Source organism: Nostoc sp. DedQUE07, from assembly GCF_034530975.2.
GTDB lineage: Bacteria > Cyanobacteriota > Cyanobacteriia > Cyanobacteriales > Nostocaceae > Nostoc.
Genome location: NZ_JAVRCC020000013.1, coordinates 23,863 through 45,864 on the forward strand (window position 1 = coordinate 23,863; position 22,002 = coordinate 45,864).

The window sequence follows — 22,002 nt, forward strand, 5'->3', positions numbered from 1 at the left end:
GTAGCTCCGCGTACATTTTGCAAATGTGACTTGAGATTATAAAAGTGTTTCGGCTCCGCTCAACACAAGTGTTTTTCACATCCACCCCCGCACTCTTGGAGAGATTATATTCTAGACACCAATTTCTCATACAATCTAGTTTCACTCTCTACGCTGTACGGTGTCAAAGGCTTTTTAGTTCCTTTGATTACCACGGGATTAGCATCTCAGCTTTCCCCGTTTTTGCGAGGTTTTTAACGTGAGGCAAAATCATTTACCACACGGATTTAGCCCATAGCGAGCTAAACGATGTTCTAACTCATTAGCATCCAGATTTGAATGACGTTCCTGTAACCATTGTTTTGCTGTTCCTTGTTCATAAGCTTGTAAAAACTCAACTTTGTCAGATTGTGTTGGCAGCAAATCAATGTTCGATCGCGCTACAGCTTCACCAGCCCATTGAATCGCTCCCTCACCACTGTAATATTGTTTGCGGACAGCACCAACACATTCTTCTAAGGTCGGCTTGCGGTGAAAAACTCTGGTATGGTTTGCCATCCTGAGCGCATCACGCTCAGGATCGATTCGCCAGTTGCCATTTTCATCTTGCTGCCATAAGTTATCTTTGGCGGTGGCTCCTTGTTCATCGTCAGCAATAAACTGACGCATCCCCGCACTTCTTCGTATGTTACCGGCAACAATTGTGACAGCAGCTTGATCGATTAATAGACAGCATTCAACTGAATTTAATTGTCGTCCTAAAGCTTTATTGAGAATAGATGCACACCCTTGATACAGTACAGGTAATTTTACAGGATTAGCAACTCCTCCAAAGCCGTTGAGAGTTTCTCCTGCTTTTCGGACATCACTGATATCAACTAATACTTCAACTTCTTTTGAGAATTGTTCGTTACTGGAAAGTTCTAATAGGGTTTGATATGATTCAACCCAACCTTCACGGCTATCTCCAACGTGAATAGTGACGTTATTTCCTTGTATATGAGTTTGAGTATATTCACGTCGCTGTTGCACAGGAGTGCTGCCAATTTCACCTTGTACAGTGACATTCAGTTGATTACGGATGGGGGGCAACTGGTTAATAAATTGTGGTTCTAAGACGGCTCCAGTACCACAGCCCATCATTGCCAGATCCATCATTAACCCGAAGGCACTCCAGTCTTCGAGATTGGTAGAGGTGCAATTATAAGCGCCGGAAAAGTTCTTGGGCTTGGTTATCCAGTCTGTACCACCAACCCATAGCCAGCGCCCACTGGGCATAGCTTTCAAGTTACGCTGCATCTTATCCAGTGTGGCAGCTTCTTCTTGAGTTAGCTTTCCCAACTCGACTAAGCCGAGTATAGTGCGATCGCATACCTCATCCCATGTTTCCCTAAGTCCCGCCTTTGTACGGCGGCTATAGGTTCTAAAAAATACGGGATTAGCAGCCGGTGCAGTTTCTGGAAACCTTGCACTCTGGCGTGTTCTTTCGAGATTCTGAACCATATATTAAGTGTCTTACGTTCTTCTTGCGTGCGGACAGATTATGACTATACGCCAAGTGGTTTGAGTATTAAAGATTGTCAAATTGTCCACTTTACGCTAGCTCTACCCAGCACTAATTACAACAGAAATTTATGATGTATAATGTCCCTCACCCTTGGATGGGAAAAATATACTCGGTTATAGTTAACACCATTATTTGTAAGTAAATTATCTCTATCGCCTCATCTTCAGTCCGATTATCATTACTCAGCATGGGCTAAACGCTCCGCTACCGCTAACTGTACTCAGGATCTCTTCATTACTTTCCCACAACTAAGTAAGTTGGCACAATAAAACCAAACTATGTGAAGAAAGATAAACTAAACTAAAACCCTTTTTCCTCCTGCTTCTTGCCTTATCCCAACAATAAATTTTTACACCGACCTACTTAGCAGTGATAGTTAAATAAGTTGCAGTTATAAGTCAAATCCAAACAATTAATTCCGAACTCTTGGGAACTATAAATTTAGTTACAGGAAATTGATTATGAATGATGAATGGGAACCTCTAAATTCTGATGATGACGTTGTGCATTTTCATCAAGAAGCATTTGAAAATTTACCCCGCACTCAAATAGTGTTTCAGTTATTCAAGGAAATCAAAAAAATTTGGGCAGAACACTTTACATCGTCAGGATCGAGAGTATTTGGAGAAGGGTTTGAATGTTGTATTTTAATACCCGGTCAACAATGGCGAACAGGTAAAATTAGAGTGTGCTTAGAATTTTGCCCTGATGAAACTGAAATCGAAGATAATCGATTAGACATCAAACACGAAAACTCTCCCCTTGACGACCTTCGACAGCAATTGAATGAAGGTAAAAACTAATACCCAAGTTGATATATACAGATATAATAGAAAATTATCTGTGTCTGTGTGCGCTGAAAACATAAAATGGTATGGACTCCCTTACATGCAAAAATCCATCGCACAATCCGATCGCGCCACTTATTTGAGCGAAACCAGCGGCTATTAATCGCTGTCTCTGGCGGACAAGATTCTCTGTGTTTAATAAAATTACTTTTAGATTTACAATCCAAATGGGGATGGGATTTAGGTATCGCTCACTGCGATCATCGCTGGCGTTCTGACTCCGAAGCTAATGCTAACCACGTCGAAAACTTAGCAAAAACTTGGGGTATATCTTTTTATTTAGAAACAGCAAACAAACCGATAAATAGTGAAGCTGCTGCACGCAATTGGCGCTATCAAGCTTTAAGTGCGATCGCCAAAGCAAATAAATATCAATATATAGTTACAGGACACACGAAGAGCGATCGCGCCGAAACTCTCCTCTACAACTTAATTCGCGGTACTGGTGCTGATGGTTTGCAAGCCCTAACTTGGCAACGCCCTCTAAGTACAGGCATTGTGTTAGTACGTCCACTTTTAGAAATTACTCGGATACAAACAGAGCAATTTTGTCAAGAATTTAAATTACCAATTTGGGAAGATTCCACCAATCAAGATTTGCAATACGCTCGTAACCGCATTCGCCAAGAATTAACACCATATTTACGGGAAAATTTCAATCCCCAAGTAGAATCAGCCCTAGCCCAAACAGCAGAACTTCTCCAAGCGGAAGTGGAATATTTAGAAAAAGCTGCCCAGGAGTTGCGTGAAAAGGCTATGGAAACGGGCATTGGGGATGAAGAAGATTCCCTTACTCTTCTTCCCTTAAGGTTAAATCGTCGGGTATTGCAGAAAGCACCATTGGCACTGCAACGTCGGGTGATGCGTCAGGTGTTGCAGCAAATACTAACTGATGCTCCCAGTTTTGAACACATTGAAAAATTAACGGCTTTAATTATAGCGCCCAACCGATCGCAAACCGATCCATTTCCTGGTGGTGCGATCGCTCAAGTACAAGGCGATTGGATTTGTTTGAAATAGTTTTGAGTATTGCTATTGCAAAGCAGGGAGAGATTTATCGAATTCACGTTAAATCACACTCTCGCGTTCTTCTAAATTGCTATCAAAATTTATTAATAAAATAAAGATGTACTAAGCTGTTGCGCCTTTAATTTGTACTAATATTTTTTCAATATGATTGTGGGTTGGGCCGAAAAGCCCGCCCTGATAATGTAAGTTGTATGCGTAACAGCTTAATCACCGAAAAACAGTCAGCCCATCATGCTAAATTACGATCCATTAGCTTGTTTGCCCTCATCAGAGGAACTACCAGACTCTGACGACACCCCAGTGGATAACGAATTACAAGATTTGATTCCCGGTTTACTGAAAGTACTTTTGGCAATGGCTTGGCCTGAACGCATGGATTGGTTTTTTGGCGTAGATATGGGTATTTATTATGACCCAGACTTACCGCCAATAGTACCAGATGGGTTTTTGAGTCTGGGCGTAGAGCGATTTTATGATGAAAACCTCCGCCCCAGTTACGTGCTTTGGGAAGAGAAGAAACTACCGATATTAGTTTTGGAGGTAGTATCTAAAACATACCGTGGTGAGTACTCGACCAAAAAAGCAGAGTATGCAAGATTGGGAATTTTGTATTATGTAGTTTACAACCCATTTCGTCGCCGTAAGCCACGTTTAGAAGTTTACAAATTAGTTAACAATACTTATGAATTACATGATGGAAATCCAGTTTGGTTGCCAGAAATAGGTTTAGGAATTGGCATCGAACGAGGAATTTATCTAGGCATACCACGGGAGTGGATGTATTGGTATAACCAACAAGGACAAAGGTTTTTAACACCAGAAGAAGACAAAAAACTTGCTCAACTAGAAGTTCAGCAGGCAAAACAAAAAGCTCAACAAGCAGAACAAAAAGCTCAACAAGCACAGCGAGAAACCCAATTATTACGAGAACGGTTGCGATCGCTCGGCATAGATCCTGATTCTCTCACCTAAATTACTGTAAAGACTCGTCCGCGAGTATAAAAGACTCATCCACGAGTATAAAAGGCTCGTCCGCGAGTATAAAAGACTCATCCACGAGTATAAAAGGCTCGTCCGCGAGTATAAAAGACTCATTCACGAGTATAAAAGACTCATTCACAAGTATCAAAGACTCGTCCACGAGTATCAAAGACTCATTCACGAGTATAAAAGACTCGTCCACGAGTATAAAAGACTCGTCCGCGAGTATTAAACACTCGTTAACGAGTATCAAAGACTCATTACAGCAATTTTCATTTATTTATAAAACACTCTCGCGTTCTTCTCTACGCCTCTGCGTGAGACAAAAAATCTTTCCGTACTGTAATTACGAATTACGAATTATCCTATCAAGACTTGCACTCACACTTTCAGCGTGTGGTGACTGCAATCGCTGCAAAATCTCTGAAGCTGGTTGCAAATAGGATATCGCTTTAGTGTATTCACCCTGCTGTTGTGCCAAATCTCCTAACCTCCGCAGAGTCATTGTTTGAGTTCGGACAGCACCAATGCGTTGACTTATTTCTAAAGACAGGTTGTAGAGTGCGATCGCTTGATCCACTTCCCCTTTGTTAGCGTAGAGAATTCTCAGTTCGTGCAACGTCCCCGCTATGCCTTGGACATTTCCAATGCGTTCATCTATTTCCAAAGACTGATTGAAAAGTGCGATCGCTTGATCCACTTCCCCTTTGTTGGCGTAGAGAATTCTCAGTTCGTGCAACGTCCCCGCTATGCCTTGGACATTTCCAATGCGTTCATCTATTTCCAAAGACTGATTGAAAAGTGCGATCGCTTGATCCACTTCCCCTTTGTTGGCGTAGAGAATTCTCAGTTCGTGCAACGTCCCCGCTATGCCTTGGACATTTCCAATGCGTTCATCTATTTCCAAAGACTGATTGAAAAGTGCGATCGCTTCTTTTATTTCCCCTTTCTTGGCATAGATATGTCCCAGACAGTACAACGTTGCTGCTTTGCCTTGGACATTATCAGTGCGGTCATTTATTTCCAAAGACTGATTGTAGAGTGCGAGCGCTTTTTCCACTTCCCCTTTCTTGGCATAGATATTTGCTAGGCTATGCAAAGCATCTGCTTGGCTTTTAATATAACCAATGCGTTCAAATATTTCCAAAGACTGATTGAAAAGTGCGATCGCTTGATCCACTTCCCCTTTGTTGGCGTAGAGAATTCTCAGTTCGTGCAACGTCCCCGCTATGCCTTGGACATTTCCAATGCGTTCATCTATTTCCAAAGACTGATTGAAAAGTGCGATCGCTTGATCCACTTCCCCTTTGTTGGTGTAGATAATTGCCAATTGGTGCAACGTCGCCGCTATGCCTTGGACATTTCCAATGCGTTCATTAATTTCCAAAGACTGATTGTAGAGTGCGATCGCTTGATCCACTTCCCCTTTGTTGGCGTAAAGAATTCCCAATTGGTGCAACACCGCCGCTTTGCATTGGACATCTCCAATGCATTCATAACTTACCTGCGAATTTATACAAGATTCTGTATATTATCCGTAAATAATGAAGCTGCTGCACGTAGGCGCTATCAAACTTTAAGTGCGATCGCTCAAGTAGAAGGCGACTGGATCTGTTTTAAGTAGTTATTTAAAATCTTTTTGTTATTAGGGACGATGCACATTATTAGTTTTAGAATCTTAAGAGAATATGCAGAAACCCATGCAGATTGTCAGGAAGCATTAAGCAATTGGTATAAGCTCGCTACTAAAGCAAAATGGTCTACAGACTTTTGTAAAAACACACCTGCCTTGGCGAATAGAATTCGCGGCTATACAGACTTGTGTTGAGCGGAGTCGAAATACAAAACCCACCTCCGTGGGTTTCAAATTCTTTGAGTTTGCGTAGCTGCGATTTCTAATCGCCTAGTATATTTGCTTTTTAAGAAGCTAGTAATTCCGGCTGAGGCATTAAACTCTGGAGAGTATGACGCAACTGAGCGATCGCTTGGACTTGATAATCACCAGTTTCCTGGAATTGATCCAAAGATTCTGCAATTCCTTGCAGCTTTTGCCGTAATCCATCTAGAGAATCCTGAATTGGTTGCAGTGCTTCTTGATAAAGATTCACTCGACCAGATAATTCAGCGGTTGTTCTTCGTAGGGATAGCAAATTTTCCTCGATCGCTTTCAGTTCTTGCCGCTTTTCATCTAGATCGTGAGTTTGATTGTCAATCATTCCCTGATTTAGCTCAACACCAGAACGAATCTGCTCAATTTCACGTTCCAGCTTTTGGATTTCTTGTGAATATTGTTGTCGCTGATTTTCAATTTGTAACAGAATCGGTTCTAAATTAATTTTGTTGTTACTTTCTTCCTCAGTAATAGTATGTCCTTGCCGCCGTAGCAGTACAGTTTGATGTTGCTTGAGAAACTTCTGATGCTGTAACATATTGCGGCGTTGTCCCACCAAACTGGAATTTAGCATCTGATAAAGGTCTTTTTCATCAGTTAGTTCTAGTTCCAAATTGATGTGGTCATGGTCAGATGCGTGATTTAATTTAGTTTGAAGTTCTTCTATAGCTTCTTGTTTATATTTCAGTTCTTGTTCTTGATCGTGAACAAAGCTAGCGTCGATTTCTAACTTATGCTGCAAGTCTTGCACTATCTTTTGTAGTTCTTCTAAAGGCATTTTTTCCAAAGCCTCCACATCAGCTTCCTTGCCAAGAACTACATCACCAGATGTTGCAGCTAAAGAGTGCATCTGTTGATATAACTCTTCGGCGTTTCGTAACTGCTCTTTGACGAGCTGAGCATACTCTTGCTTACTGGTAAGGTCTGCTGTATTTATTTGCAATTGCGCTCTTTGCTGAACTAGAGAATTTTGCGCTTCTTGCAACGCATTTTGGCGATCGCTAAAGGTTTGTGACAAGCGCTCAACTTCTTCTTGCTGTTGTGCGATCGCACTTTTATGCTCCTCCAGTTTTTGCCAGTGTGGGGTAAGAGTCGCTTGCTGCTTTTCGACTAATTCAAAGGCTAGATGCAGGTGTTCTCTAACTGTTTCCGTAGGAGTAATACGACTAGACAAGCGATCGAGTAACTCACTCATTACTCGACTTTGCTCCTCATCCAAAACCGTCCCTTGTTGAAAATCCGCTTGGCGTTCCTCCAGGCGACGCTGCTCACCCCGTAAATGCTCCCAAGCGCCTTCCAACTCTTGGCGGTTGCGCTCAATTTCTCCTTGTAATCGTTCAATTTCCTGGCGGGAGGTGTCAACTTCCTGTTTTTGCTCCTCTAGATGTTGTACCTCATCCTCCAATTGCTGCAACTGTTCTGCTCTTACCTCCATGTCCATTTCACGGCGATTCAACTCTTGCGCCTGAAATGTTAGTGACTGTTTCCACTGATCGATCTCATCTTCCTTGAGCTTAAATTTCTCCAACTGGCGGGAAAAATTCTGCAAAATGTTGACGAGTGGACGCCCTGCTTCTTGAATCCGCTGCACTTGACGATTCGGATTCAATTCAGCCAATACCAAAGCACCATCATTTAATTTGCTTGCGTCCTCAGCGGCAATCACCTCTTCCGACACAGTACTCCAATTCTGGTCAGTTCGCTGACAAGCTAGCAGTTTCAGTTCGGTTTTGCCACCGCCACTGAGTAAACCACCTTTCTGTTTTTGTACTTCTGCTAAATACAGCACACCGTTAGTCCTTTATTGATGCACTTAAACTTCGTGTTTTGAGATATACCTTAAATAATTCTGTTAACTTGTCTCACTGAACTAAGGTTTAGAAGAACAAGACAGACAAAACTATAGACGCAAGATGTTACGTCTTGATACTTATAGAAGCGATCTGGTCGCGCCTTTATATTTTGTACTGATGACAGTGATGATGACTTCCGTGTTAACACTAGCTTTGTCAAAGTGTATTACGAAAGATAAAGGTTTATAGTTTAATGTATTCCCTAATGACAATCAGACATAGAGTAAAAATCTTTTCAATACTCCATAATCAATACTTAAAGAATAAGTCATAATTCACGATTCAGAATTCAGCAATACTTAAGGAGTACTTTTTAGCTAAATGCAGGGAAATTTAAATGAAATTGATATTTGCAGTATCCTGCAATTGATTGAATTGGGACAGCGAACTGGGCAACTATGGGTAGAAGCTTATAGCTCTCACCATAACAATAAACTGGGTGGAGATGGAGCAAACATTTATCGCCCTAAACAACAGTCTTGGTTCGTTTTTTTCCTAAATGGTCAAATTATCTATTGCCAAGAAGGCGAGAGTAGTTTATCCAGAATTAGTGATTATTTACGTCATTATCGAGTTGAAATGCGACTCACCGACAAACAAATTGCCACCCTACCACCAACCGATGCGCCAGAGTATGCCTATCTTTGGGCACTCTTGGAGCGGAATATCATCAACCCTAAGATAGCTGGTAGTATCATTTACGGTTTGGTGCATGAAACTCTCTTTGATTTGCTGAGTTTACGCCAAGGTAACTTCATTTTCCATCAGGGTGCAGCACTTGCCCCGCAATTAAACACTTATGAGATTGCTCCATTGGTGACAAAAATCACCAAGCAGCTGCAACAGTGGAAGCAACTCTATCCACACATTCAGTCTCCAGAGCAATTGCCAGTGCTATCTGACAAAGTTCAGCTACAATCTTCTTTACCAGAAGCAACCGTGAATAAGCTACAACATTGGGCTGATGGTAAAACATCCTTGCGACAACTAGCTCGCCATCTCAACCGAGACATTTTGACAGTCGCTAAGGCAATATATCCTTATGTGCAACAAAGTTGGCTACAACTAGTATACTCAGAGACTAATCACCCAGATACACACACGGATAACAGGGAATTGAAAGAAAAACCGATGGGGCGGATAGTATGTATTGACGATGCGATCGCCATCGGTGAGACTATAAATTCCATCTTACAACCACAAGGTTATGAAGCGATCGCTCTCACCAATCCTTTAGAGGCACTGAGTCTGGTTTTTCAACTCAAACCAGATTTAATTTTATGCGACATTGCTATGTCGGAATTGGAAGGATACGAGGTTTGCGCGATGCTGCGACATTCAACAGCATTTAGGCTCACGCCGATTATCATGCTTACTGGGAAAGATGGGTTTATGGATAGAGTCAAAGCTAGGATGGTCGGGGCAACAGATTATTTGACAAAACCGTTTACAGACACTGAGTTACTGATGCTCGTAGAGAAATATATTAACAACCAATGAAAATAGGGCACTGGGTATTGGGCATGGGGGAGCCACTGCGGTCTTGGGGTCTCCCCAAGTGGAGCAAGTGGCGTCATGGGGCATTGGGCAAATAAACAGATCCAAGATTTGTTGATCTATTAAAAGATGAGTAAAAAGATGTTATCACAGAGTCAGTTAACTGAGTGAAACGTCAATATCCAGGAAAATAGTGAGAACCTAAAATTAATTTATACAGTTAATACTTGCGGAGGAATCAGGGAATGTTCCAATTAGGAACGTCTAAATCAGGAGGTAAATAGACAATTATGAGCACAGTTCTGATTGTGGAAGACAGTATAGCGCAAAGGGAGATGATTACAGACCTCCTGAAAGCAACTGGCCTAACAGTTACCCATGCTAGTGATGGATTAGAAGCATTAGAGGCAATTCAAATAGCACCTCCAGATTTAGTGGTATTAGATATTGTCATGCCCCGAATGAACGGCTACGAAGTTTGTCGGCGGTTAAAATCCGATCCAAAAACCCAAAATGTCCCAGTGGTTATGTGTTCTTCCAAAGGCGAAGAATTCGATCGCTATTGGGGCATGAAACAGGGTGCAGACGCTTACATAGCCAAACCGTTTCAACCAACCGAGTTGGTAGGAACAGTCAAACAACTGCTGCGAGGATAAGGATAAAAACAACATGGTCAGCAAACCGGACTTTTTAAGTGGCAGCGGTCAAGACCACTTTCGACCAGAATTACAAGTAGAAAGTCCTGAAGGTGAGTTACATTTGAGGTTTTACATTCCCTCGCATCAGGAGTTTGCACTACAAGCAACTGGCATCCGGGAGGTAATTGAACTAAGTCCTGACAGAATCACCCCGATTCCTAATGCTTCTCCTTTACTTTTGGGTACTCTAAATTTACGAGGTCGAGTTATTTGGGTGGCCGATTTGGGTCAATTTCTGGGGGAAGCAGGTGCATTAAACACGGATAGAGCTGAAATTTCGGTGATTGCCATTGAAGAGCAAGACACAATAGTGGGTTTAGCAGTAGAGGAAATCGGTGGTATGGACTGGTTGGATGTCCAGAATCTCATGCCACCAACTAGTGTTCCAGATACGATGGCTCCCTTTTTACGTGGAGAGTGGTCATTAGGTGCTAAAAATAATCAGTGTCTCCGATTGCTCGATCAAATGGCAATTGTACGAAGTGCTAGGTGGGCAGGATGAAATTGGAGGAGGAAATGGCAGCAAGTATTGATAATTACGAGCCAACATATCAACAGGCGATGACCGCCTATGTTCAAAGAAATTATGAGGTTGCGGCCACTTTAATTGACCAAGTGGTGCAAAATTTACCAGATGACCCCAATACCCATTTGTTGAGGGGTCACATCTACTATGTTTTACAACACTATGATGTAGCAAAAGAAGAATATCAGCAGGTGTTAGGCTTGACTAACGATCGAGAAATTATTGGTTTTGCCAAGAATGGAATTGACAATATCAATCAATATTTAGAATCATTTAGTGGACAGCTCGATCCATCAGAAAGTCAAGAAGAAATAAACTCTTCAGAGATATCCGATCCACTGGCATATAGCGAATCAGAATTAGAAGATTTAAGCGCTAATCAAGAGTTTGACAGCGACAATCTTGATTTGAACTTTTTTGGAGAGCATCAAGAAAGTCTGAATGGCGTTGAAGATACATCTTCAAAAAGTCCATTCGAACTGCCCACAGAAGATAGTATTGGAACAGAAAAAATATCAGATTCTTCTATAGCTTTTGGTGATGACCCTTTTGCCATGAATGAAGAATCACAGGAACAAGAGCCAAATAAAAACTGGGAGGAAAACACAGAATTAGAGTTGCCTGCTTTTTGGCAGGAAAGTATCTCAGAAGATATTTCTGAAGAATCATTAGCAAATAGTCAATTCTCAGATAATGGGATAAATTCTCCTTACGGAAATTCAACTATTGATAATAATAACTCTTCATCTTCTAATTCACAAACTGATAATAACGAAAATCATTTCCCTGATTTGTTGAGTGAGCCAAAGTCTCCAGATCAGAGTATGGGAAATTTAGAATATAAAAAATCTAATTTTGGAGACGAAACTTTACTGATTGTTGCAGAAGAACCGAGAAATGATTCGCCAACAACAAATAACTTGGAATACGGCAGTCAAAATAACTTATCTGAAACCGAATCCCATAGCTGGTTAACACCAAAAAAAATTGAAGCAAAATCAGATTCTCAGTCGAATTTACCCGATAACGAATCAGCTTTTAATAGTAATTTACCTCGAAAAGAAAAGCATTTTAAATCAGGTGAATTCAGTGGTAAAAATAGCTTCGATGATGATGAAAATTTTGATATGGAAGCATTTGAGTCTGCCTTTGGCTCAGATGGTTTAAACTCTTATGAAGACTCAAGCAATATACTGAATGGAGAAAATTCTAAGAGCAATATCGAGTTTTTAGATGACTTTGAGGAATTTGACGATTTAGGCAATATTCCAGGGTTTGACCTCATCGAAGGAGATTCTAACTTCGGTAATGTCACAATGCATTCTGCTCCAGCAGAAACTAGTGACACTGGACGCCCTCAAGTAGCAGAGGCTTTTGCAAGTAATTCAGCCGATCGCGAAGAAGAACTTTTCTCAATGACTGGTTCCCATGAAGCCGTTCCAGTCTTTAGCCAAACAGATATCTCCAAACTAGAACCCAACGTCAGCATCGAGCAGGGATGGTTAGCACCATTAGAAAATGCCTCCATTGAACGAAAACAATGGCTAATTGCTGGAAGTGTGGGCATAGTCTCGGCGCTGGTTGTAGCCACAGTTAGTTTTGTCGCTACCACATTTTCGCCACCCCAACAACGAGAATCAGTACGAAACACAGGTTGGGCAATGTCACTAGCCGCTGGGATTGCAGGTTTTGCTACCGCAGGCTTCATGGGGAATCTGGCGCTTAAACAAATTCGGCGCACAACTGATGACCTCCAAGCTCAGTTTGAGGCTGTACGTCAAGGAAATCTGAATGCTCAAGCCACAGTGTTTTCCGAAGATGAATTGGGGCATTTAGCCACTGGCTTTAATGAAATGGCGCGGGTAATTTTCACAACCACAAGTGAAGCCCAACGCAAAGCCGATGAACAAGAAGAAGCCAAAGAAAACCTTCAACGTCAGGTGATTCGGCTCTTGGATGATGTGGAAGGAGCTGCTAGAGGCGATTTAACAGTCCAAGCGGAAGTGACAGCCGACGTACTAGGAGCCGTAGCTGATGCCTTTAACCTGACAATTCAAAACTTGCGGGATATTGTGCAACAGGTAAAAGTGGCGGCGAAGGATGTGACAAAAGGTGCAACCAACTCTGAAACCTTTGCGAGAGCTTTATCTAGTGATGCTTTGCGGCAAGCAGAAGAGTTGGCAGTAACGCTGAATTCTGTACAGGTGATGACCGACTCGATTCAACGGGTAGCAGAGGCAGCGCGGGAAGCCGAAACCGTTGCTCGTGATGCTAGTACGATCGCCTTGAAAGGTGGCGAAGCAGTAGAAAATACCGTAGCAGGGATTTTAGAAATTCGAGAAACCGTTGCCGAAACCACTCGCAAAGTGAAGCGGTTGGCGGAATCTTCCCAAGAAATTTCTAAAATTGTGGCGTTGATTTCTCAAATTGCTTCCAGAACAAACTTGTTAGCACTCAATGCTAGTATTGAGGCGGCAAGAGCCGGAGAAGCGGGACGCGGGTTTGCGATCGTTGCAGATGAAGTGCGCCAGCTAGCAGATAAATCTGCCAAATCCCTGAAAGAAATTGAACAAATTGTGATGCAAATCCAAAGCGAAACAGGCTCTGTAATGACCGCGATGGAAGAAGGCACACAACAAGTAATTAAAGGTACAAAATTGGCAGAAGATGCCAAGCGATCGCTCGAAAACATTATTCAAGTGGCGAATCGCATCGATATTCTTGTGCGATCTATTACTAGCGACACTGTGGAACAAACGGAAACCTCCCGCGCCGTTGCTCATGTAATGCAATCAGTAGAACTGACCGCTCAAGAAACTTCCCAAGAAGCACAGCGAGTTTCAGGTGCCCTACAACACTTAGTAGGTGTATCCCGTGACTTGATCGCCTCCGTTGAACGTTTCCGAGTGGAAACTATGGAAACCAGATAAATTGTCATTTGTCCTTTGTTCTTTGTTATTTGCTAATGACCAATACTTCGGCAACGCTCAGTACAAGTGACTAATGACTAATGCCTAATAACTAATGACTAATGACTCTTGACTAAAAAACTATGCTGCCGGAACAACAACAGCGGATTTTGGGTTACTTTATCGAAGAAGCCAGGGATCACCTGAATACCATTGAGCAGGGCTTGCTGAATTTAGAGGGTACCCTGAACGATCCGGAAATGATCAGTGAGGTCTTCCGGGCGGCTCACTCCATCAAAGGAGGAGCGGCGATGCTTGGATTGACTAGCATCCAGCATACCTCCCACCGTCTGGAAGATTGTTTCAAAATTCTCAAAGATAATCCGGTTCAGATTGACCAAAAGTTAGAGTCTTTATTTCTTGGTGTCTCAGATACCCTAAAATCGCTTTTAGAGCATTTGAGTGGGCCTTATGGTCTTTCTGAAGATGCAGCTAATACTTTGATGTCAGAAACTGAGCCAGTTTTTCAATGGCTGTATCAGCATCTGGAACTACTTGTAGAACAAGCAAAGAGTGGAGTAGCCAGCAGTTCTGACGCAACAGAACTTACAACCTCTATAGAGAATGTCTCCACACTTACAGGAATTTTCATGCGGCCAGATATTCCCGATCTGGCAGAAGAAGACACCCATCAGGAATCTCCAGACTCGGTAGCACCCCACGAGATCCTAGACACTCGCGGACTCGCTAACGCTGCGCTATCGCCAGTCACCGCTAAAGAAAATAATAACTGGAGCGAGTTTCAAGCCCAAGTGCTGCAAACACTACGGGAAATGTTGCAATTATTTAAGCAAACTACAACACCTTCAACTCGGCAAAACCTCCAGCAATGCTGTCACCAGTTAGTCAAACTTGGTGAAACTTGGAATTTGCCCAACTGGTGTGGTTTGTGTCAAGCAGCAGCCAGTGCGATCGGCAATCCCGAAAATACTTATCTGACTTTAGCTAAAATTGTCATTACCGAAATCAAACAAGCTCAAGAATTAGTTCTGCAAGGTAGAGAAGCCGAAATTGCAATTAGTCAGCAACTAGAGGCACTTTTAAGCTTTGCAGAAATTGAGTTATTAGAAATTACCCCTGATTTATTTGATGAACAATCTCCGGTTCTGACAGAATCAGAGCCAATTCTATCTGGTGACACCAAGGTGTTAGCCCAGACAACTGAAGAACTGAATCTAGACAAAGATAGTAGCGATAGCTACGCCAACGTCTCCGACGAACGCCCCTCCCTTCAGTTACAAGGAATACCACTAAACGAAAATAGAAACACTAGTCTTACTTTCACCACACATGACGAAGCACACCCAATCAGTAACAATCTCGATCCCAATGGTCCAGAGGTAGGAATAGCTGAGTTAAATACCCTTGCCGATTTATTTGACGGTGAGACTCCCGAACTAGATGAAAGCTGGCATCAAGAAGAAACCTTAGATATTGTTACTATCGATGACTTTGGAATTGATTTGAGCAGCACTGAGGCTGAAGACGCTCATAACGATTTATCTGACTTACTCTCCTTTAATGAGGATATAAGCAACGCGCTACACCCAACAACCACCGCGAAAACAGAAGATTTATCCTTGTTATTTGGCGACCATTTCCTAGAAAAAGATAATTCAGAACCGCAAAATCAACAAACATCTGCTACGCCTTTAGAGTTGAGCGATATTAACGAATTTGAGATAAATTTAGACTCATCTTCTTACGAAATTTTACAAGAGTTTATTGATATTTCTAGTGATACAAACCAGACTAATAGCGAGATTGTCCAAAATAGTGTAGTCGAAGATTTATTGACACTGGGGTTAGATGATGATGAACTATTGCCAACTAGCAATGTCACTCAACCAGAAACTGAGCCGTTCGCCAGTGTAGAACTATCTACTAACCAAGAAAATAATTTTGATAACTTATTCTTAGAAACTAAAAATGCAAATTGGGTAGAAGAAATTACGCCTAGTGACTACATAGAATTACCCCAGCCAACAGACTTGTCTTTGGACAACTTGTTTGCTGAAATGGAAGAACAGCCACAACTATCGACAAGTGAACCAGAAATCAGTGATTTATTTGATACGCCTCCAGTAACAGAACCTGAGTTTTCTCAATCAGAAAACGATCTGAGCAACTTCTGGAACCAGGAAACCACAGAGGAAAAGAACGAATTCGATTCCTTAATTGAGCAGAATGTAGAAAGGGCGTTAGATGAAAGTTTGTTTACTGCGGCGGCTGATGACATTTTTGCTGATAATCAGCAGTCCATACCTTCTCCTATAGCCAGTTTTGATATAGAAGAAGATTTTGATATTAATTTGCAGGAGCAAGAACAGCTAGATTTAATATTATCATCAGACTCTGGAGATAATTTATTTGATGAATTAACATCAAGTAACTTAACTATTTCTCCTATAATCAACAATACCTCCACGCCTGAAACGCCTTTGTTCGCGCAGCATCCTGGAGAAGAAATTCTCAGGCCACAACAACCAGAATCTTTAGATTTTGTTCCAGAATTTACTAATGGAAGCCCAGATATATCTGCTGTCGATCTGGAAGTTAATTCATTAGACTCTTTTGAGGAGAATCCGCAACTTTTGTTTGAAGATGTCGCAACAAATGAATTGACCTATATTCAAATGGAAACCACAGAGAATACTGTGGACGAACTATCAGAAACCATTAGTTTTGGGGAAACTTCAGAATCAGCATTATCCGAAGCACAGCCAGGTGATTTGTTCGGCTCTCTCGATGAAAATCCGCAACTGCTGTTTGAAGATGTCACGACAAATGAATTGACCTATATTCAGATGGAAACCACAGAGAATACTGTGGATGAACTATCAGAAACTATTAGTTTTGAGGAAAATTCAGAATCAGCATTATCCGAAGCACAGCCAGGTGATTTGTTCGGCTCTCTCGATGAAAATCCGCAACTGCTGTTTGAAGATGTCACGACAAATGAATTGACCTATATTCAGATGGAAACCACAGAGAATACTGTGGATGAACTATCAGAAACTATTAGTTTTGGGGAAACTTCAGAATCAGCATTATCCGAAGCACAGCCAGGTGATTTGTTCGGCTCTCTCGATGAAAATCCGCAACTGCTGTTTGAAGATGTCACGACAAATGAATTGACCTATATTCAGATGGAAACCACAGAGAATACTGTGGATGAACTATCAGAAACTATTAGTTTTGAGGAAAATTCAGAATCAGCATTATCCGAAGCACAGCCAGGTGATTTGTTCGGCTCTCTCGATGAAAATCCGCAACTGCTGTTTGAAGATGTCACGACAAATGAATTGACCTATATTCAGATGGAAACCACAGAGAATACTGTGGATGAACTATCAGAAACTATTAGTTTTGAGGAAAATTCAGATTCAGCCCAGACAAGCCCAGAACTTTTAGAGACTGAGGAAAATAATAATTTAGAAACTACCTTTGATACAAGAGAAAACACAGTTGTTGAAAATAATTTATTGTTTACAGAAACCACTGAAATAGTTGCTCAAGAAGATGAATTTGCAGACTTGGCAGCATTATTAGGAGAGGACGTAGCACCCATCCCTAAAGTTAAGAAGATACCAGAAGTAGATTTTGCTGCCTTGGAAGACTTGCTAAGTACAGATAACAACAACGATGTCTACGACGGTCTACGCCAACGCCAGCCCTTCAACACTCAACCAGTCTCAGCTAAAAATGCTACTCCATCACCAGCCATAAAAGATGAATTTGGTGACTTAGAGAAATTGCTGGCAGAAGCGAATCAAACAATATCCCATTCTACTGTAGTAAAATCGAACACCAGCCAAGCTACCCGTCCCTCTAGTCGTCGGGCTGCGAGATTTGAAGAAACGATGAAGGTTCCAGTTAAGCAACTGGACGATATGAGTAATTTAGTTGGGGAGTTGGTGGTAAACCGCAATACTTTAGAGCAGGATCATGAACGACTGCGACAGTCATTAGATAACTTGCTAATTCAGGTACAACAACTCTCAGATGTAGGCGCAAGGATGCAGGAGTTGTACGAGCGATCGCTACTGGAAGCTTCTCTATTAGCTGGACGTAAAAAGAAAGACCCTGGGTTACAAACGTCTGATTCCAATGCCGACAGGGGTTTTAGCGAACTAGAAATGGATCGTTTTACTCCCTTTCACACACTCTCACAGCAGATGATTGAGCGCATTGTACGAGTACGTGAGTCGGCTAGTGACATTGATTTTGTTACCGAAGAAACCGAGCGCGTAGCAAGGCAGTTCCGCCAAGTAACCACCCAGTTACAAGAGGGATTAACGAGAGCGCGAATGGTGCCTTTTGCTCAAACTATCGATCGCTGGCGGCGAGGAGTGCGCGACAACGCCATCAAGTGTGGCAAACAAGTAGAGTTGGTGATCGAAGGTGGCGATACCTTAATTGACAAGATGATTTTGGATCATCTGACCGATCCGTTGACTCACATGCTGAATAATGCGATCGCTCACGGTATTGAAACGCCAGAAGAAAGGCAAACTGCTGGTAAACCACCTGCGGGAATCATTACTATCCGTGCCTTCCACCAAGGGAACCAAACGATCATTTCTGTCGGCGATGATGGTGCAGGCATCGATTCGGCAAAGGTTAAGGCTAAGGCTGTGAAGATTGGTATGATTACAGAAGCGCAGGCAAAAGCGATGTCTCGCCTGGAAGTCTACGATCTGCTGTTCCAGTCTGGTTTTACGATTAAAGACCAAGCCGATGAAATTTCTGGTCGTGGTGTGGGTATGGACGTGGTGCGCTCCGAGATTAGCGAAATTCGGGGAACAGTTAACACCGATTCTGCGATCGGCAAAGGAACCACCTTCACCATTCGTTTACCACTGACTCTAAGTATTTGTAAAGCTCTCTGTTGCGTCTCCGATCGCTCCAGGATCGCCTTCCCGATGGATGGTGTAGAAGATACGCTGGATATCCCAGTCAAAAATATTCAGCACGATGCCAATGGGCAATCATTTATTTCCTGGCGCGATACGGTGCTACCATTCCGACCCCTGAAGGAACTTTTAACCTTCAATCGCCAAATCAGTCGCGGTAATGTCTATGGCGGCACCAGAGATGATGATATGGTTTCTGTGGTTGTGGTGCGATCGGCAAATACCCTGATTGCTCTACAGATTGATCTGGTGTTAAGCGAACAAGAAATTGTAATTAAGCAATTTGAAGGCCCAGCACCTAAACCCATTGGTGTAGCTGGTGCTACAGTCCTGGGTGATGGTCGGATTATGCCGATTGCTGACGTACTGGAAATAATTGACATCTTCCAGGGACGGATTTCTACACAAACTGGTGGCAATTCTTGGCAACAGAAACTCACTCCTCCAGATACCTCTCCCACGAAGATTGACCCGACAGTGCTGATTGTCGATGACTCAATTACAGTTCGAGAATTGCTATCCCTGACATTTAACAAAGCAGGTTATCGCGTAGAACAGGCACGTGACGGACAGGAAGCTTGGGATAAACTCCGCTCCGGTTTGCCTTGTGATATTGTATTTTGCGATATTGAAATGCCCCGTTGCGATGGTCTGGAATTACTCTCTCGTATCCAGAAAGACTCTAACCTGAACCACTTACCGATCGCAATGCTCACCTCGCGCGGTGCAGACAAGCATAGACAAATTGCCGCTCAACTCGGTGCCAGTGGCTACTTTACCAAGCCCTATCTCGAAGAAGCTCTACTTGAAGCCGCAGCGCGGATGCTCAAAGGAGAGAAACTCGTTAACTAAATCAACAAAAAGACTTCGATTTTAGGGAAAACTCTACACGCTTCTATCTCGATAAAAGCTAATACTATTTTTTAGTAGTACAATTGTTCTATACAAAAATAGCACGTATTGCCCCGTCAGAAGCCGGGGCTTTCTGTTTGAGAACAATTAAAGTGTATACCCCAAGTCTCAATACTTGCCGTTTAACCTTTCCCCTTTAACCTTTTCCCCAAACCCAATTCTGAGTTCAAAATCCAAAAACCTAGTACTATTGTCCCAAGTCTTGGGTCTATCTTTGTAGTATGTAAAGAAGCACTTTGACCTAAGACTATGCCTTCTTCTGAAAATCTCACTTACCCAACCAGCCATAAGAGCAATCAAGCTGATAATTACCACGGTACTTCAGTTGCAGATCCTTACCGTTGGTTAGAAGATCCTGACTCTGAAGAAACAAGAACTTGGATTGAGGCACAAAATAAAGTTACGTTTGGCTACTTGAGTGAAATTCCTGCTAGAGAAAAAATTAAACAGCGCCTCACCAAACTTTGGGATTATGAAAAATACGGTATTCCTTTTAAAGAAGGCGATCGCTACTTTTATTTTAAAAATGATGGACTGCAAAACCAAAGTGTCCTTTACACCTTGAAAACCCTCGACGATCAACCCCAAGTTTTACTCGATCCCAATAAACTCTCAGAAGATGGCACTGTTGCTCTTTCGGGATTGTCGATTAGCGAGGATGGTAAACTTTTAGCTTATGGTCTATCCTCCTCCGGTTCTGATTGGCAAGAGTGGAAAGTACGCAATGTTGAAACTGGTGAAGACCTCCAAGACCACTTGAAGTGGATTAAATTTTCTGGTGCATCTTGGACACACGATAATCAAGGTTTTTTCTATAGTCGCTACGATGAACCAAATGAAAAAACTCGATTAGAAGATGTCAATTATTATCAAAAGCTTTACTATCATCAACTAGGTAAACCTCAATCAGAAGACGTTTTAATTTATCATCGTCCTGACCAAAAGGAATGGGGTTTTAGTGGTGGCGTTACTGAAGATGGACGCTATTTAATAATTTCAATTTGGCTAGGTACTGACTCTAAAAACTTGGTTTTTTCTAAAGATTTAACTAACCCTAATGCGGAAGTCGTAGAACTAATTAACCAATTTGAGGCAGATTACAGCTTTATCGACAATGATGATAGCGTTTTTTATTTTCGCACAGATTTAAATGCACCAAGGGGAAGAGTGATTGCGATTGACACGAAAAACTCTGCACCAGAAAATTGGCAAGAAATTATTCCCCAATCAGCAGAAACTTTGGAAAGTGTCGGTATACTTAATAATCAGTTCGTTGCAGATTACCTCAAAGATGCTCACAGTCAAATCAAAATTTTTGACCTCAAAGGTGCGTTTATTCGAGAGGTAGAACTACCCGGACTCGCTTCAGCCGGGGGCTTTGGGGGTAAGCGTTATGATACTGAAACTTTTTATAGTTTTACCAGCTTTACCATACCAGGCACTATTTATCGCTACGACATGGTAACAGGAAAAAGTGAGGTTTTCCGTCAACCACAGGTAGATTTTAATCCTGATGAGTACGAGACAAAACAAGTCTTTTATCACAGCCAAGATGGTACTAGAGTACCAATGTTTATTACCCATAAAAAGGGCATTAAATTAGATGGAAATAACCCTACTTATCTTTATGCTTATGGTGGTTTTAATGCTTCAATGACACCTGGCTTTTCTGTGAGTTTGTTGGTATGGATGGAAATGGGTGGTGTCTATGCTATGGCTAATATCCGCGGCGGTGGCGAATACGGCGAAGAATGGCATCAAGCAGGAATAAAGGATCAAAAGCAGAATGTCTTTGATGATTTTATTGCCGCTGCTGAGTGGTTGATTGCTAACAAGTATACTAAAACTGAGAAGCTAGCGATCGCAGGTGGTAGTAACGGCGGTTTATTAGTGGGTGCTTGTATAACGCAACGTCCCGATTTGTTTGGTGCAGCGTTACCAGCAGTCAGCGTCATGGATATGTTGCGGTTCCACAAATTTACCATCGGTTGGGCTTGGACTTCCGAATATGGTTCTGCGGATAATCCAGAAGAGTTTCCGGCGCTGTATGCTTATTCGCCATTACATAACATCAAACCAAACACAGCTTACCCAGCAACCTTAATTACCACAGCCGATCATGACGATCGCGTTGTCCCTGCTCATAGTTTCAAATTTGCTGCGGCTTTGCAAGAGGCTCACGCAGGTGATGCGCCAACGCTAATTAGAATTGAGACAAAAGCAGGACATGGTGCGGGTAAACCCACGGCTAAAATTATCGAAGAAGCCGCCGATAAATGGGCTTTTTTGGTACGTGCTTTAGATGTGAAATTTTAGTAACTTTGTCGGGTGGGCAT

General features: G+C 42.2%; 11 protein-coding genes and 1 pseudogene. 9 read left to right on the top strand and 3 right to left on the bottom strand.

Translation table 11 applies throughout. From position 1 onward, the window contains the following. Positions 1-252 precede the first annotated feature (252 nt). A pseudogene (nrdJ, locus tag RMZ95_RS12850) lies at positions 253-1,482 on the bottom strand (ribonucleoside-triphosphate reductase, adenosylcobalamin-dependent); the annotation flags it as partial. Between the two features lie 525 nt (positions 1,483-2,007). Here nrdJ and RMZ95_RS12855 point away from each other — a divergent pair. The 3 genes from RMZ95_RS12855 (at position 2,008) to RMZ95_RS12865 (ending at position 4,395) form a co-directional block, all read left to right on the top strand. Next, positions 2,008-2,349 carry a KGK domain-containing protein gene (locus tag RMZ95_RS12855; protein ID WP_322684086.1) on the top strand — a complete coding sequence of 114 codons (342 nt, stop codon included), beginning with the start codon at positions 2,008-2,010 and terminating at the stop codon, positions 2,347-2,349. Positions 2,350-2,415: 66 nt separating this feature from the next. Further along, positions 2,416-3,414 (top strand): tRNA lysidine(34) synthetase TilS, encoded by a 999-nt coding sequence (tilS, locus tag RMZ95_RS12860; protein WP_322684087.1) that lies wholly within the window; start codon positions 2,416-2,418, stop codon positions 3,412-3,414. A gap of 240 nt (positions 3,415-3,654) precedes the next feature. Continuing rightward, positions 3,655-4,395, top strand: a complete 741-nt coding sequence (locus RMZ95_RS12865) for a Uma2 family endonuclease (protein WP_322684088.1) — start codon at positions 3,655-3,657, stop codon at positions 4,393-4,395. Between the two features lie 355 nt (positions 4,396-4,750). On the opposite strand, the gene RMZ95_RS12870 is transcribed toward RMZ95_RS12865, so the two are convergent. Together RMZ95_RS12870 and hmpF are read right to left on the bottom strand one after the other, a co-directional pair. Beyond that, complete coding sequence (locus tag RMZ95_RS12870; protein WP_409882555.1) at positions 4,751-5,866, bottom strand: tetratricopeptide repeat protein; 1,116 nt, start codon at positions 5,864-5,866, stop codon at positions 4,751-4,753. Positions 5,867-6,323: 457 nt separating this feature from the next. Continuing rightward, positions 6,324-8,084: a pilus motility taxis protein HmpF gene (gene hmpF, locus RMZ95_RS12875; RefSeq protein ID WP_322684090.1), complete on the bottom strand. Its 1,761-nt coding sequence runs from the start codon at positions 8,082-8,084 to the stop codon at positions 6,324-6,326. A 385-nt stretch (positions 8,085-8,469) separates the two neighbouring features. On the opposite strand from hmpF, the gene RMZ95_RS12880 reads away from it, so the two are divergent. The 6 genes from RMZ95_RS12880 (at position 8,470) to RMZ95_RS12905 (ending at position 21,982) form a co-directional block, all read left to right on the top strand. Continuing rightward, complete coding sequence (locus tag RMZ95_RS12880) at positions 8,470-9,648, top strand: response regulator (RefSeq protein ID WP_322675051.1); 1,179 nt, start codon at positions 8,470-8,472, stop codon at positions 9,646-9,648. Positions 9,649-9,935: 287 nt separating this feature from the next. Then, positions 9,936-10,301 (top strand): response regulator transcription factor, encoded by a 366-nt coding sequence (locus RMZ95_RS12885; protein WP_069073698.1) that lies wholly within the window; start codon positions 9,936-9,938, stop codon positions 10,299-10,301. Positions 10,302-10,314: 13 nt separating this feature from the next. Next, a complete protein-coding gene (locus RMZ95_RS12890; protein ID WP_094352320.1) occupies positions 10,315-10,845 on the top strand; it encodes a chemotaxis protein CheW in 531 nt (176 codons plus the stop codon). Between the two features lie 14 nt (positions 10,846-10,859). Next, positions 10,860-13,799 (top strand): methyl-accepting chemotaxis protein, encoded by a 2,940-nt coding sequence (locus tag RMZ95_RS12895; RefSeq protein WP_322675077.1) that lies wholly within the window; start codon positions 10,860-10,862, stop codon positions 13,797-13,799. A 122-nt stretch (positions 13,800-13,921) separates the two neighbouring features. After that, the gene (locus tag RMZ95_RS12900; protein WP_409882559.1) at positions 13,922-19,606 is read left to right on the top strand and encodes a response regulator; all 5,685 of its coding nucleotides are present in this window, start codon (positions 13,922-13,924) and stop codon (positions 19,604-19,606) included. A gap of 309 nt (positions 19,607-19,915) precedes the next feature. Beyond that, positions 19,916-21,982, top strand: coding sequence for a prolyl oligopeptidase family protein (locus tag RMZ95_RS12905; RefSeq protein WP_322684092.1), 2,067 nt, complete (start codon positions 19,916-19,918; stop codon positions 21,980-21,982). The last annotated feature ends 20 nt before the right edge of the window (positions 21,983-22,002 follow it).